The 12,579-nt window shown below is 68.0% G+C and carries 15 protein-coding genes; 4 read left to right on the plus strand and 11 right to left on the minus strand.

Features of this window, described 5'->3' with window-relative positions; all coding sequences use genetic code 11:
* Window positions 1-110: 110 nt before the first annotated feature.
* The 6 genes from flhB to I4Q42_RS09560 all read right to left on the minus strand — a co-directional run bounded on the left by flhB (window position 111) and on the right by I4Q42_RS09560 (window position 6,899).
* On the minus strand, window positions 111-1,193 hold the full coding sequence (gene flhB, locus I4Q42_RS09535; protein WP_198575832.1) for a flagellar biosynthesis protein FlhB: 1,083 nt from the start codon (window positions 1,191-1,193) through the stop codon (window positions 111-113).
* Window positions 1,194-1,202: 9 nt separating this feature from the next.
* On the minus strand, window positions 1,203-1,958 hold the full coding sequence (gene fliR / locus I4Q42_RS09540; RefSeq protein ID WP_198575833.1) for a flagellar biosynthetic protein FliR: 756 nt from the start codon (window positions 1,956-1,958) through the stop codon (window positions 1,203-1,205).
* Between the two features lie 13 nt (window positions 1,959-1,971).
* The gene (gene fliQ / locus I4Q42_RS09545; RefSeq protein ID WP_198575834.1) at window positions 1,972-2,235 is read right to left on the minus strand and encodes a flagellar biosynthesis protein FliQ; all 264 of its coding nucleotides are present in this window, start codon (window positions 2,233-2,235) and stop codon (window positions 1,972-1,974) included.
* A 630-nt stretch (window positions 2,236-2,865) separates the two neighbouring features.
* Window positions 2,866-4,539: an alkaline phosphatase PhoY gene (gene phoY / locus I4Q42_RS09550; RefSeq protein WP_198575835.1), complete on the minus strand. Its 1,674-nt coding sequence runs from the start codon at window positions 4,537-4,539 to the stop codon at window positions 2,866-2,868.
* Window positions 4,540-4,597: 58 nt separating this feature from the next.
* The gene (locus I4Q42_RS09555; RefSeq protein ID WP_198575836.1) at window positions 4,598-6,142 is read right to left on the minus strand and encodes a glycine betaine ABC transporter substrate-binding protein; all 1,545 of its coding nucleotides are present in this window, start codon (window positions 6,140-6,142) and stop codon (window positions 4,598-4,600) included.
* Complete coding sequence (locus I4Q42_RS09560) at window positions 6,135-6,899, minus strand: ATP-binding cassette domain-containing protein (RefSeq protein WP_198575837.1); 765 nt, start codon at window positions 6,897-6,899, stop codon at window positions 6,135-6,137. The genes I4Q42_RS09555 and I4Q42_RS09560 overlap by 8 nt, the downstream gene beginning before the upstream one ends.
* A 109-nt stretch (window positions 6,900-7,008) precedes the next feature.
* Here I4Q42_RS09560 and I4Q42_RS09565 point away from each other — a divergent pair, with 109 nt between their 5' ends.
* Window positions 7,009-7,194, plus strand: a complete 186-nt coding sequence (locus I4Q42_RS09565) for a hypothetical protein (protein ID WP_198575838.1) — start codon at window positions 7,009-7,011, stop codon at window positions 7,192-7,194.
* 117 nt (window positions 7,195-7,311) lie between these two features.
* Here I4Q42_RS09565 and fliE read toward each other — a convergent pair whose 3' ends face one another.
* The 3 genes from fliE to flgB are packed head-to-tail and all read right to left on the minus strand — an operon-like array spanning window position 7,312 to window position 8,503.
* Complete coding sequence (fliE, locus tag I4Q42_RS09570) at window positions 7,312-7,617, minus strand: flagellar hook-basal body complex protein FliE (protein ID WP_198575839.1); 306 nt, start codon at window positions 7,615-7,617, stop codon at window positions 7,312-7,314.
* Between the two features lie 11 nt (window positions 7,618-7,628).
* Window positions 7,629-8,048: a flagellar basal body rod protein FlgC gene (gene flgC / locus I4Q42_RS09575; RefSeq protein WP_198575840.1), complete on the minus strand. Its 420-nt coding sequence runs from the start codon at window positions 8,046-8,048 to the stop codon at window positions 7,629-7,631.
* Between the two features lie 11 nt (window positions 8,049-8,059).
* Window positions 8,060-8,503, minus strand: coding sequence for a flagellar basal body rod protein FlgB (flgB, locus tag I4Q42_RS09580; RefSeq protein ID WP_198575841.1), 444 nt, complete (start codon window positions 8,501-8,503; stop codon window positions 8,060-8,062).
* A gap of 110 nt (window positions 8,504-8,613) precedes the next feature.
* Here flgB and I4Q42_RS09585 point away from each other — a divergent pair, with 110 nt between their 5' ends.
* The 3 genes from I4Q42_RS09585 to I4Q42_RS09595 are packed head-to-tail and all read left to right on the plus strand — an operon-like array spanning window position 8,614 to window position 10,676.
* A complete protein-coding gene (locus I4Q42_RS09585; RefSeq protein ID WP_198575842.1) occupies window positions 8,614-8,925 on the plus strand; it encodes a flagellar biosynthetic protein FliO in 312 nt (103 codons plus the stop codon).
* Window positions 8,925-9,722: a flagellar type III secretion system pore protein FliP gene (gene fliP / locus I4Q42_RS09590; protein ID WP_198575843.1), complete on the plus strand. Its 798-nt coding sequence runs from the start codon at window positions 8,925-8,927 to the stop codon at window positions 9,720-9,722. The genes I4Q42_RS09585 and fliP overlap by 1 nt, the downstream gene beginning before the upstream one ends.
* 42 nt (window positions 9,723-9,764) lie before the next feature.
* Window positions 9,765-10,676, plus strand: coding sequence for a ribokinase (locus I4Q42_RS09595; RefSeq protein WP_198575844.1), 912 nt, complete (start codon window positions 9,765-9,767; stop codon window positions 10,674-10,676).
* Between the two features lie 425 nt (window positions 10,677-11,101).
* Here I4Q42_RS09595 and mopJ read toward each other — a convergent pair whose 3' ends face one another.
* Window positions 11,102-11,599: a motility/cell cycle regulatory protein MopJ gene (mopJ, locus tag I4Q42_RS09600; RefSeq protein WP_198575971.1), complete on the minus strand. Its 498-nt coding sequence runs from the start codon at window positions 11,597-11,599 to the stop codon at window positions 11,102-11,104.
* A gap of 225 nt (window positions 11,600-11,824) precedes the next feature.
* Entirely contained in the window at window positions 11,825-12,244 is a 420-nt protein-coding gene (locus I4Q42_RS09605) for a MucR family transcriptional regulator (RefSeq protein ID WP_198575845.1), read from the minus strand.
* Window positions 12,245-12,579: the final 335 nt, after the last annotated feature.

Below are 12,579 nucleotides of genomic sequence, written 5' to 3' on the forward strand. Positions count from 1 at the left end.
TCCTTACGCGGCGCAAGAGCGCGTTTAGAAAGCAGGCCGCTGATTCTACGGCGGAAATGTGATGTTCCGGTGATCCTGGACAAGCCGGGAAACGGTCGCGGGCGGGCCGATCAGTTGGCCCAGGCGCGCTTGTTCTTCTTCTTGTTGCTCAGCACGAAGCCGATGACCTTGGCCACGGCCTCGAAGTGCTCGGCCGGGATCTGCTGGTCGACCTCGACGGCGGCGTAGAGGGCGCGGGCCAGGGGCGGATCCTCCAGGATGTGCACCCCGGCCTCCTCGGCCACGCCGCGGATCTTCAGGGCCAGCTCGTCGACGCCCTTGGCCACGCAGATCGGCGCCGGGGTCTCGCCCTGCTCGTACTTCAGCGCCACGGCGTAGTGGGTCGGGTTCATGACGACGACGGTCGCCTGCGGGACGGCCTGCATCATCCGCTGGCGCGAGCGCTGCATCTGGATCTGCCGGCGCTTGGCCTTGATGTGCGGGTCGCCGTCCGACTGCTTGTGCTCTTCCTTCACCTCGTGAAGGGTCATGCGCATGCGCTTGTTGAAGCGCATCCGCTGCCAGAACCAGTCGAAGCCGGCGGTGACGACCAGGAAGATCAGCACCGCCCAGAACAGCTTCTTCGACAGTTCGATGGCCAGCGGCAGCATCGCCGCCGGGTCCATGCCGACCAGGCCGATCACCATCTTGGCGTCGGGCTTGAGCACGAACCAGGCGATGACGCCGGTGACCAGGAACTTCAGGGCCGACTTGGCGAACTGCATCATGCCGTCCGGCCCGAAGATCCGGCCCAGGCCCTTCATCGGGTTCAGCTTGTTGAGGTCGGGCTTCATCTTCTCGGCCGAGAACATGAACCCGGACTGGGCGACGTTGGCCGCGGCCCCCATCAGGCCCGAGACCACCATCACCAGCACCAGCGGCGGCAGGGCCGCCATCACCACCTTCTTGGCGATGATCTGGATGCCGCCCTCGACGTCCATCTGGCCGGCGTGGGCGATGAACGGCACCAGGGCCGAGACGAGGTCCCGCGTCAGCCATCCGCCGGCGATGGCGATGACGCTGAACGCCCCGGCCAGCGAGGCCAGCTGCGAGAAGTCCTGACTTTTGGGAACGTCGCCTTTCTGCCGGGCGTCCGACAGTTTCTTGGCTGTTGGTTCTTCTGTCTTCGAGGAGTCGTCTGTGTCGTCGGCCACGGCGCCCTCCTAGTTGAAGACGCCGAGCAGATCGCGGTAGCGATCGCTCCACACCATGGCGATGCCGCCCAGGGACAGGGCCAGCAACGAAAGGCCCAGGATCACGCTGAGCGGCGAGGTGACGAAGAAGATCTGGAACGACGGCATCACCCGTCCGACCAGGCCGGTGGCCAGGTTGAAGACCAGCGAGAACACGATCACCGGCGCGGCCAGCTGCACGCCCAGCATGAAGCTCTGCGCCACGGTGCGCACGGCCAGGGCGGCGGCGTCGTTGACCGGCACGGCCTTGGTGAACGGAAACAGCTCGTAGGAATGCGCCATCGCCCCGATGAACAGGTGATGCAGGTTGGTGGCCATCAGCAGCGTCAGGCTCAGCATCGACAGGAACGTCGCCACCGCCGTGCTCGTCTGCACGCCCATCGGGTTGGTGGTCTGGGCGAAGGACAGCGTCGTCTGCATCGAGATGATCTCGCCGGCCGTGGTCATGGCGCTCATGAACATCTTCAGCACCGCGCCGATCATCAGGCCGATCAAGATCTCGTGGATCACCTGGCCGGCCAGGCCGCCGACCGTGGTCGGCAGCGGACCGACGCCCTTGGCGACCAGCGGGGCTAGGATGATCGAGATCAGCAGGGCCAGGCCCAGGCGGATGCGGGGCGGCACGGAGGTCTCGCCGATGCCCGGCATCAGCATGATCATGGCCCCGATCCGGGCGAAGACCAGACCGGCGACATAGACCTGAGCGGTCGTCGCGAAGCTGTCCACGCCCGGCCCTTCCCTACATGTTCGCGATGCGGGCGGCGATCTGGCGCATGAAGCCAGACATCAGCGCGCCCATCAGCGGCAGGAACAGCAGCAGCGAAATGAAGATGGCGACGATCTTGGGGGCGTAGACCAGGGTCGCTTCCTGGATCTGGGTCAGGGCCTGGAACAGGCCGATGGCGACGCCCACCACCAGGCCGACGATCAGCACCGGCGCGCACAGCTGCAGGGTCAGCCAGATCGCGTCACGACCCACATCAAGAACTTCGGATCCGGTCATGAACGGGCTTTCTGCGAGCGCTCTGGACGGCTTCAACTTAAATTCTGGAGCGTGACGACCGCCGAAACCGCGGACACTTTCGGCTATCACGCTCTGCGCCGGAAGATGCCGCCGACATGGTTAACGGAGGGTTAGGGACTGTTAACACGCGCCCGCCTTCGCGCGTAAGCCGGGCGCGGCGCATGGTCGCTGCACGCCGCGCCAATACCAGCTGCGACATCGCGCCGCAGCCATTTGTCAGATCTTCCCCTACGGCGCCGCGCGATGGTTGCTGGTGAAACTATCCGGTTGCATCCACAATGCCATCATCAGTTGGGGAACTGTCATGCACTTGGAAGTCAAACTGCGCTGGTGGCAACGCCACCCCTTCATCGGTCTCTTCGTCGGCTGGGCGATCATCGCCGCCGTCGGCGTGGACGTCGTGGGGTTCTGGCTGGCGCGCTAAATAACCCCCTCTCCCAAAGGGAGAGGGAGGGGCCCAGGCGATAGCCTGGGAGGGTGAGGGGTTAGGAACTCTTCCGGAAAGAGCGCGGATCGGTGATCGGACGGCCAAAGGCGTACGCCCTCACCCTCCCATCCCGACATGCGTCGGGACGGGCCCCTCCCTCTCCCACGAAAGAGGGTTCACTCTCAGCAATCGTGCCCGGCGCCCAGCGGGCGGCAGCGGCCGTCGATCGGGGCCGGAACCGGCACGCCGGTCACCGCCGCGATGGTCGGGGCGATGTCGACGGTCTCGATCGGCAGGATGCGCTCGCGGGCCTGGGCGCTCTTCCACCAGAACAGGATCGGCACGCGGCGGTCGTAGTCCCAGGGCGTGCCGTGGGTGGCGACATAGGTCGCCGCGGCCGTGGCCGGCACCAGGTTCGGCTTGAAGGCCACCAGGATGTCGCCCGAGCGGCCCGGATAGGCGCTGCGGCGCAGGCGTTCCTTGACGTTGATGGCGTCCGGCGGCGTGCCCTTGGCCACCGGCGGCGTGGTCAGCAGGTCGTTGATCTCATAGGCCTCGGCCACTTCGCCGCGGCTGCGCACCAGGGCCAGGGCGGCCGAGGCGACTCGGGCGCGCTCGGCGGCCGGCAGCGTCTTCTTGTCGGGACCGACGATCACCAGGGTGTCGATGCCGCCCGGCGCGATCAGCGGATCGAAGTCCAATGAAAGATCGGTGCGCAGCTGGGCGTTCAGGCCCTTCAGCCAGGCCGAGGTGGCGATGCGCGAAACGTCGTAGCCTTCGTCGTGCAGGCGCTCTGGGAAGTCCGAACCGCCGTGGTCGGCGCTCAGCACCACCAGCACCTCGCCCTTGGCCTTGCCGATGCGGCTCAGGAAGGTGTCGAGACGGGCGTCCAGGCGGCTGAGGTGATCGCACATCTCCGGACCGCGCGTGCCGTAGCGGTGGCCGATGAAGTCGGTGGCCGACAGGCTGACGGTCAGCACGTCGACCTGCGGGCCGTCGCCCAGGCCGAACTCGTCGCGCAGGGCGGCGGCGGCTTCCAGGGTCACGGCGTCGGTATAGGGGCTGGCGGCCAGATCGCGCAGGGTCTCGGCCTCGTTGGTCGGCAGCGGGCGCGGCAGCTTGGCGTCCCATGTGCGATCGCCGGTCACCCAGGTCTTTTCGAGCGCGGCGCAGGCCTTGTTCTCATAGGTCCAGACGAAGGGCTTCTTCTTCTGCTCGGCGGCCAGGCGCGCGTTCATCGCCGCCACGGGCTTGAGCTTGCTCGCCGCGTCCTCGCCCGGACGCACGAAGGTGTTGAAGCCGTAGCCGGCCTGGTACCAGAACGCCCCGTCGGCCTTGTGGCCGGCCATGGTGATCGCGCCGCGATCCTTGCCTGACACGCCATAGACGCGGCTCTTGGGCGACACCGCTTTGAGCCAGTCGCCATAGGTGTCGACCAGCAGGTTCTTGTCGCTGACCGGGTCCTGGTCGGACGGGGCGGCCAGGGTCACCGAGGTGTCGAGCAGGCAGTACGACTTCTTGCCGGTCTCGGGGTCGTACCAGTTGTTGCCGACGATGCCGGTGCGGTTGGGATAGGCGCCGGTGAGCAGGCTCGAATGGCCCGGGCAGGTCTCGGTCATGCCGTGCGACTGATAGCCGTTGGGATAGACCACGCCCTCGCGGCCCAGCTTGCCCAGGCCGCCTTTCCACTGGCCGCGCCATTGCTCGAACAGGTTGGCGCTGAACTGGTCGATCGAGATCACCACGACCAGCTTGGGATTGGGCTTCACCTGTTCCGCGGCCTGTGCCGGCTGGATGGCGAATAGGGCGACGCCGGCCAGCGCCGTAAGCGCGGCCGTGGGGGTAAGCTTGCTCATGCGCGGCACCCTGCCCCATTCATAAAAGCGTCGCAAACGAAGCTTGGGCGGACGATGTTCAAGGAATGTCGTCGCTCAATTCGCGCGCGACATCGGCTGGAGAACGCTTGTCGGTGTCGCGATCGACGGCGTAGTTGGCCTCCCGCATGGCCTGAACCGACAGCTTGCCCGACAGCTGCGCCGCCAGCGCCTTCAGGCGCGGATCCTCGGCCCGCCGGGGCGAGACCAGCAGCACGGCGTCATAGGGCGGCAGGGCGCCCCTCGGATCGTCCAGCACCACCAGGTCGTCGGCGGCGATCCGCCCGTCGCTGGAGAAGGCCGAGATCACGTCGGCCTCGCCCGAGCCCAGGGCGCGGTACATGAAGGTCGGCTGGAACTGCCGGCGGGCCTTGAACTTCAGGCCATAGGCCGCCTCGACCGCCTTCCACTCCGGCCGCGAGAAGAACTCCATGTCGCCGCCCATCACCAGGTCCGGCCCCTTGGCGGCGAGATCGGCCAGGCTCTTCACGCCCAGCCTTTCGGCCTGCTCGCGCTTCATGGCGAAGGCGTAGGCGTTCTCGAAGCCCAGCGGCGCGGCCAGCACCACGCCGTCGCGGCGCTTCAGCTCGGTCCTCAACGTTTCCAGCACCGCCTGGCGGCCGGGATTGTCGGTGCGGTGCAGGACGTTGGCCCACAGCGTGCCGGTATAGTCGACATAGGCGTCGATCTCGCCGGCGGCCAGCGCCCGGTAAGCCACGGCCGAGCCCAGGTTGATCCGCCGCTCGACCCGCGCCCCCTGCCCTTCCAGCCGCGTCGCGATCAGCTCGGCCAGCACATATTGCTCGGAGAAGTTCTTGGCCCCGACCACATAGGCCTGCGGCCGCGGCGTCAGGGCCGGCAACGCCAGCGGAGCCAGGGCGGCCAGCAGTCCGACGCCCAGGGCCGCCAGCGCCCCGATCCACAGCGCCGGCCGGCGCTGCTCCAGCCCGCGCCCGACCAGGCCCAGCCCCTGATCGACGACCATGGCAAGCACGGCCGAGGCCGCGCAGCCGACCAGCACCATGTCCCAGGCCTCGGTCTGCAGCCCCGAGAAAATATAGTCGCCCAGCGAGGTCTGGCCGACCGGCGTGGCCAGGGTTGCCCCGCCGATGGTCCACACCGCCGCCGTCCGCACACCCACCAGGATCACCGGCGCGGCCAGGGGCAGCTCGACCTTCCACAGGCTCTGGCGCGGGGTCATGCCCACGCCTCGCGCCGCCTCGGTCACGGCCGGATCGACGCCGGCCAGGCCCGCGGCCGTGTTCCGCAGGATCGGCAGCATGGCGTACAGCGCCAGGGCCAGCCACGCCGGCAGGAAGCCCAGGGCCGGAAAGCCGAAGCCCAAGGTCGCCTTCGTCAGGTTCGAGAGCAGCAAAAGCAGCGGATAGAACAGCGCCAGCAGGGCCAGGCTCGGAATGGTCTGCACCAGGCTGGCCGCGCCCAGGGCGATCCAGCGCAGCCCCGGCCGCCGCGCGGCCGCGAAGCCCAGCGGCAGGGCGATCAGCAGTCCCAAGGCCAGGGCGGCCGCCGACAGCGCCGCGTGCCAGGCCAGGCGCTGCGGCAGGAGCGCGAGCAGCTCAGCCATCCAGCAGCGCCCTCACCCGCTCGGCCTGGCGGCGCGGAGCGGCCATCAGGGCCTCGACGCGCGGATCGGCGTGGCCGGCCATCAGCTCGCGCGGCGCGGCGTCGGCGATGATCCGCCCAGCCTCCAGCACCACCACCCGGTCGGCCAGCAGCAGGGCCTCGGCCACGTCATGGGTGACCATCACCGTGGTCAGGCCCAGCGCCTCGTGCAGCCGCCGCACGTCGTCGCCCAGGGCCGTGCGGGTGATCGGATCCAGCGCCCCGAACGGCTCGTCCATCAGCAGAATCGACGGCCGCCCGGCCAGCCCCCGGGCCACGCCCACCCGCTGCCTCTGCCCGCCCGACAGCGCCGCCGGCGCCCGTCCCGCCACGGCGCGCGGCAGGCCGACCAGGTCGAGCAACTCATCCACCCGCGCCGCGATCTCCTCGCGCTTCCAGCCCAGCAGGCCAGGGACCACGCCGATGTTCTCGGCCACGGTCATGTGCGGAAAGAGCCCGATCTCCTGGAAGACGTAGCCGATCCGACGCCTCAGCACCGGCCCGTCCAGTCCGCCGACCGCCTCGCCGTCGATCCGCACCTCGCCGGACGTCGGCTGGGCCAGGGCGTTGATGGTCTTCAGCAGCGTGGTCTTGCCCGCCCCCGATCCGCCGACCAGGGCCACGAACTGACCCCTCTCGATCGACAGGTCCACGGCCTCCAGCGCCACGGCCTCGCCGTGCGTCTTGCCGACCTGCTGGAGACTTATGGCGGGGTTCATGCGTCGTCACCTTCCCCGCGAACGGACGCCGCGACAACCCGTCCCGCTTGCACCAAGCCAAATCAAGCGCGTTAATGGTGATTAACGGGGGCGGATCAGGAGCAGAAAAATGGCCACGGCCCTTTATGCGACCGGCTTCAAGGCCCGCAAACGCCGCAAGATCGTCCAGCGCCGCCTGCGCGTCGCGGTCGTCTGCATGGTCCTGCTGAACCTGGCCGTCTGGGCCGGCGTCGTCGCCGCCCTGCGCGGCATCGACGTGGCGGGGCTGCTGGCGACCTTGCCCCCTCTCTCTTAGAGAGCCGCACGAACAAAAACGCCGCGACGGCCGATCGGCCAGTCGCGGCGTTTTGCGTCTGCAGAACCCCTCATCCGGCGCTGCGCGCCACCTTCTCCCGCAAGGGGAGAAGGGCCGTCAGATCGACATCCGCATGATCTCTTGATAGGCCGAGATCACCTGGTCGCGGATCGAGATCACCGTCTCCAGGCTGGCTTCGGCCGACGAGATGGCGGTGACGACGTCGAGCATCTCGGCCTTGCCGGCCGCCTGCTGGGCGATCTTGTGCTCGGCCTGGCGCGAGGCCTGGACCGTGTCGGTCATGGCCGACTTCAGCATGTCGCCGAAGTCCATCTTCTTGGGCTCGCCCACGCTCTTGCCGAGCGATAGCGGCGTCGAGCCCGTGGCGGCGTAGGCCTTGGAAGCGGCGAGCGCGGTGATCATCCCTTACGCCCCTACTTCTTGAGGATGTCGAGGGTGCGCGACTGCATGCTGCGTGCGGTCTCGATGACGTTGAGATTGGCCTCGTAGGCGCGCTGCGCCTCCTTCATGTCCAGCGCCTCGACCAGGGTGTCGACGTTGGGCAGCTTGACGTAGCCCTTGGCGTCGGCGGCCGGGTTGCCGGGATCGTACTCGGTCTTGAAGGCGCTCTCGTCGCCCTCGACGCGGATCATGCTGACGCCCTCGCCGCCCTCGATCTTGGTCGGGCGGAACACCGGCACCTGGCGGCGATAGGGGTCGCCGCCGGCCGTGCGGGCCGTCGAATTGGCGTTGGCGATGTTCTCGGCGATGATGCGCATGCGGCCCTGCTGGGCCTTGAGCGCGCTGGCCGCCACGGCCATCGCCGCCGCCGACTGGGATCTGATCTCGGGCATCTAGCGTGTCCTCAACCGTTCGGGCGGCGCGAGGCGGTGCGGAGCATCGCCAGCGAGCGTTGATAGAAGGAGACCGCCGCGTCGTAGTTCATGCGCGCATCGGTCATCTTGAGCATCTGGTCCTCGAGGCTCACGGAATTGCCGTCGAGGGTGGTCTCGCTGTCGGCGCCCTGCGGCGAGCGCCACGGCGTGGCCTGGCTGGCCGGGGCCATGTGGCCACCGCTGGTCGCCAGCATCCGGACCGGACCGGCCGGAGCCGAGCCGCCGCCGCGATAGGACGACCCGGTCGCCTGGGCGTCGAGCGAGGCCTGAAAGGTGTAGGCCTTCAGGTCCCGCGGCTGGTAGCCGGGGGTGTCTGCGTTGGCCACGTTCTGCGATACGACCTTCTGCCGCTCGTTCAGATAGCCGAGCCGGCTCTTGAGCATCGCAAAGAGGGGGATATCGTCGGGACCCATGCGATCATGGTGAAGAAACAGGGTTAATCCCGAATTAAGAACCGTGGGGCACACCAGGGATGCGGCGCCTCGCCGCGCCTTTCCTCTTCTTGGATTTCAGTCCGCGCGCCATGGACGTCTTTCTTCTGATCCGCGCCGTCGCCGCGCTCGCCGTGACCCTGGGCCTGATCGGCCTGGCCGCCGTGGCCCTGCGTCGATTCGGGCCCGACGCCCTCAACCGCCTGGTCTCCCAGCGCCGCGAGCGCCGGCTGAGGGTGGTCGAGACCCTGGTGCTCGACCCGGCCCGCCGCCTGGTGCTGTGCCGCCTCGACGGCGAGGAGCGCCTGGTCCTGCTCGGCGAAGGCCGCCTGCTGGACTGGATCCCGGCCGGCCCGCAAGCTGCCCCGCCCTCTTCCGAGATCCAGCCGGAGCCCGCAGCCTGATGCGCCTGCTCAAGTCCCTTTCCGGCGCCACCCCGCAGGAGCTGCGCCGCGCGGCCCTGATCGCCGTGCTGGCCGGCTTCGCCACCACGCTGGGCCCGTCCCTGGCCATGGCCCAGTCGGCGATCAACGTCGACCTCGGCACCGGCGCGGGCCTGTCCGAGCGCGTCGTCCAGTTGGTCGGCCTGCTGACGGTGCTGTCCCTGGCCCCGTCGATCGTCATCATGACGACCTCGTTCGTCCGCATCGTCGTGGTGCTGGGCCTGCTGCGCACGGCGATCGGCGTGCAGCAGAGCCCGCCCAACCCCGTGATCATCAGCCTGGCCCTGTTCCTGACCGCCATCGTCATGGGCCCGACCTTCGAGCAGTCCTACGACGCCGGCGTCAAACCCCTGCTCGACAAGCAGATGGAGCTGCCCGAGGCCTTCGAGGCCGCCGGCCAGCCGGTGAAGACCTTCATGCTGCGCCAGGTCGACGAGGACGACCTGGCCCTGTTCATCCGCCTGTCCAAGATCGAGAAGCCCAAGACCGCCCAGGAAACCCCGCTGAAGGTGGTCACCCCGGCCTTCATGATCTCGGAACTGAAGCGCGCCTTCGAGATCGGCTTCCTGCTGTTCATCCCGTTCCTGGTCATCGACCTGGTCGTGGCCAGCGTGCTGATGAGCATGGGCATGATGATGCTGCCCCCGGCCTCGGTCAGCCTGCCGTTCAAGCTGATCTTCTTCGTGCTAGTGGATGGCTGGCGACTCGTCTGCGGCAGCCTGGTGGAAAGCTTCCAGCGCGGCGCGGGCGGCGGCTGACGCGCTATACTCACTGACGACAAGAACAGAAGACCAAGACCGATGGGCGTTTTCGTACTGGGCTCGATCAATCTGGACGCCGTGGCGCGGGTCGACGACCTGCCGCGGCCGGGCGAGACCGTCGCCGGCCTGTCGCTGGAGCTGTTCCTCGGCGGCAAGGGCGCCAACCAGGCCGTCGCCGCCGCCCGCATGGGCGCGCCCACCCGCCTGATGGGCGCGGTCGGCAAGGACGACAGCGGCGCGGGCCTGAAGGCCAAGCTCGCCGGCTACGGCGTGCAGGTGGCCGACGTCGCCGAGCTGTCGGGCGCCCCCACCGGCCAGGCCCATGTCTGGGTGTCCAACAGCGGCGAGAACATGATCGTCGTCACCGGCGGCGCCAACATGATGGTCACCGCCCAGCAGGTGGCCGCCACGCCGCTCGAGGGCCAGCGCGTGCTGCTGGCCCAGCTGGAGACCCCGGCCGCCGCCATCGAGGCCCTGTTCAAGGCCGGCGCGGCCAAGGGCGGCCTGCGCGTGCTGAACGCCGCCCCCGCCCTGCCCCAGGGCGCGGCCCTGTTTCCGCTGACCGACATCCTGATCCTCAACCAGACTGAACTGGCCACCTACGCCCGCCTCGACCGCGAGCCGGCCAAGCTGGAAGAGGTGTCCAAGGCCTGCCGCAAGCTGATGAGCCGCCCGGACCAGACGATCATCGTCACCCTCGGCTCGGCCGGCGTCGCCGCCGTGCGCCGCGACGAGGCCTTCCTGGTCGAGGGCCGCAAGGTCAAGGCCGTCGACACTGTCGGGGCCGGCGACTGCTTCTGCGGCGCCCTGGCCGCCGGCCTGTCGGCCAATCTCGACCTGCGCGAAGCCGTCGAACAGGCCAACGCCGCCGCCGCCCTGTCGGTGCAGAAGCCGGGCGCCGCCCCGTCCATGCCGGGCAAGCGCGAAGTCGAGGTTTTCCTGGAGGGGTGAGGCGCTACCGCCCCCGGGCCACCGCTAACGACAACCCGCGCCCAAGCGAACGGATTTGGCGACGGCTATGGGCGGGAAGCGGGTTTCGACCCCTCTCTCATGGAGAGAGGGAGGGGCCCGCGCCGCAAGGCGTGGGAGGGTGAGAGGGTAGGCGAAGCCCCTGGACGATCTTGGCGCTGTTGCGGGCGACGTGCCGGCACGCCGGCTGAAGGTGTAACCACTCACCCTCCCATCGCTACGCGATGGGCCCCTCCCTCTCTCTAAGAGAGAGGGTTCTCGCGCCTGACGTCCACAAAGGGTCGTGAACCGAAGTTCGTCCCGCCGCCTGTTTCGGACGCTCAGATCGGTGTCGCGAGCGAATGTTTGTTTCGGTCAACACCCGCCCTTGTGGCGGGATTGACGGGAGGCTTTGGAACGCGCCGCCTTCAGGCCGCGCGGATGCCGCTGAAGCCGCTTTCGGCCTGCGAGCCGACCACGGCGTCGTAGCCGAGGATCATGTCGACGTCCTTGCCGTTGCTGGCCAGCGGCAGGCGCAGCCACAGGATCGAGACGTGCGGAGCGCCGCGCCAACCCAGGTTGTGGACGCCGACGCCCGGACGGCGCTCGTCGACCACCTTGTCCAGTTCGGCGCGCCAGTAGTCGGCGGCGGCGGAGTTGTAGACCTCGTCCAGCTTGCGGCCAGTGATCTCGCGGCCATAGACGCCGTAGAGGCCGGTGCCGGCCAGGCGCAGGCGATAGTCGCGCGGCTCGCGCACCACGTCGGTCAGGCTGACGGTCGGCAGCAGGCGCTTGATGCCGGAAGGTTGAAGATCGACACGCGCAGGCAGGTTCGCCCCGCGGCGCAGGGACGCCCAGTATGCGAACATTTCCTGATGAGCGCGCGCCGCCGTGGCGGATGCGCTCAATTGCGCGGACATCTTCAGAGTCCTTAACAAGTCTTTGGAATCACGGTGATTCACCGCCAATTCACTATGTCTTAAGGACCGAATCGGCGGAAGCGAAAAATCGCCGCCGCCAACAAAGATTCTGCTGGCGAGTCAATCTTTCAGCACAACGCCCGGCCGCCGAGAGGGCGACCGGGCGTCGATGTTTTTCGCCAAGCTTAACCGCAAGCGATTGATTGATTTAGGGTAAATGAACGCTCAGACTCAAGCCTTGCGGGCGGTGCGGGCCCCGCGGCCGGCCTGACCCAGGCCCATTTGCCGGGCAAGATCCGAACGCGCCTTGGCGTAGTTGGGCGCAACCATCGGGTAGTCCGACGGCAGGCCCCACTTCTCACGGTAGTCCTCGGGGCTCAGGTCATACTGGGTGCGCAGGTGGCGCTTCAGCGACTTGAACCGCCGGCCGTCCTCCAGGCAGACCAGATAGTCGGGCGTGACCGAGCGGCGCACCGGCACGGCCGGCTCCTTGGGCTCGGGCGCGGCGGCCTGGGGCGCGCCGACCGCGGCCAGGGCCCCGTGCACGCTGCGGATCAGGCCCGGCATGTCGGCCGCCGACACGGCGTTGCCGCCCACGAAGGCCGCGACGATGCTCGCGGTCAGCTCGACGAGGGGGATTTCTTCTTCCATGACGCCTCTCCCGATTTCCATTTCTCTTTATTCGACGCGCTTCAGCCTGTGCGCGAAGTCCACCCAGGGATAATCTCGGCAGTAAAGCTCGGCAATAGCTGAGATCGCGGAATATTGGCCGGCGAAAGCCTTACGGCTCTTTTGACCAGCGACTTAATGTCGCAAGTTGAACGTTTCAGTTTTTGGATTTTGATTGAACACGTTCAGTCGATCCGCACCCTACCGGGAGAGCTTCTCGGTTCAACGGGGATAGAGCCAAGTCCATCCCCGTCGCCACAAGAACGAAATCCAGCAAAATCAACACCCTGCAACTTTCTCGCCCGAACTTATCAGAC

The sequence above is a fragment of the Caulobacter hibisci genome (assembly GCF_016135805.1).
Lineage (GTDB): Bacteria > Pseudomonadota > Alphaproteobacteria > Caulobacterales > Caulobacteraceae > Caulobacter > Caulobacter hibisci.

Excerpts from the sequence above, each read along its gene's own strand:
- I4Q42_RS09565 (WP_198575838.1), top strand. The coding sequence starts at position 7,009 with ATGGCCACGGCCCTTTATGCGACCGGCTTCAAGGCCCGCAAACGCCGC.
- I4Q42_RS09595 (WP_198575844.1), top strand. The coding sequence starts at position 9,765 with ATGGGCGTTTTCGTACTGGGCTCGATCAATCTGGACGCCGTGGCGCGG.
- flgC (WP_198575840.1), bottom strand. The coding sequence starts at position 8,048 with ATGCCCGAGATCAGATCCCAGTCGGCGGCGGCGATGGCCGTGGCGGCC.
- I4Q42_RS09605 (WP_198575845.1), bottom strand. The coding sequence starts at position 12,244 with ATGGAAGAAGAAATCCCCCTCGTCGAGCTGACCGCGAGCATCGTCGCG.
- fliQ (WP_198575834.1), bottom strand. The coding sequence starts at position 2,235 with ATGACCGGATCCGAAGTTCTTGATGTGGGTCGTGACGCGATCTGGCTG.
- fliP (WP_198575843.1), top strand. The coding sequence starts at position 8,925 with ATGCGCCTGCTCAAGTCCCTTTCCGGCGCCACCCCGCAGGAGCTGCGC.
- fliE (WP_198575839.1), bottom strand. The coding sequence starts at position 7,617 with ATGATCACCGCGCTCGCCGCTTCCAAGGCCTACGCCGCCACGGGCTCG.
- flgB (WP_198575841.1), bottom strand. The coding sequence starts at position 8,503 with ATGGGTCCCGACGATATCCCCCTCTTTGCGATGCTCAAGAGCCGGCTC.
- phoY (WP_198575835.1), bottom strand. The coding sequence starts at position 4,539 with ATGAGCAAGCTTACCCCCACGGCCGCGCTTACGGCGCTGGCCGGCGTC.
- I4Q42_RS09585 (WP_198575842.1), top strand. The coding sequence starts at position 8,614 with ATGGACGTCTTTCTTCTGATCCGCGCCGTCGCCGCGCTCGCCGTGACC.
- I4Q42_RS09560 (WP_198575837.1), bottom strand. The coding sequence starts at position 6,899 with ATGAACCCCGCCATAAGTCTCCAGCAGGTCGGCAAGACGCACGGCGAG.
- I4Q42_RS09555 (WP_198575836.1), bottom strand. The coding sequence starts at position 6,142 with ATGGCTGAGCTGCTCGCGCTCCTGCCGCAGCGCCTGGCCTGGCACGCG.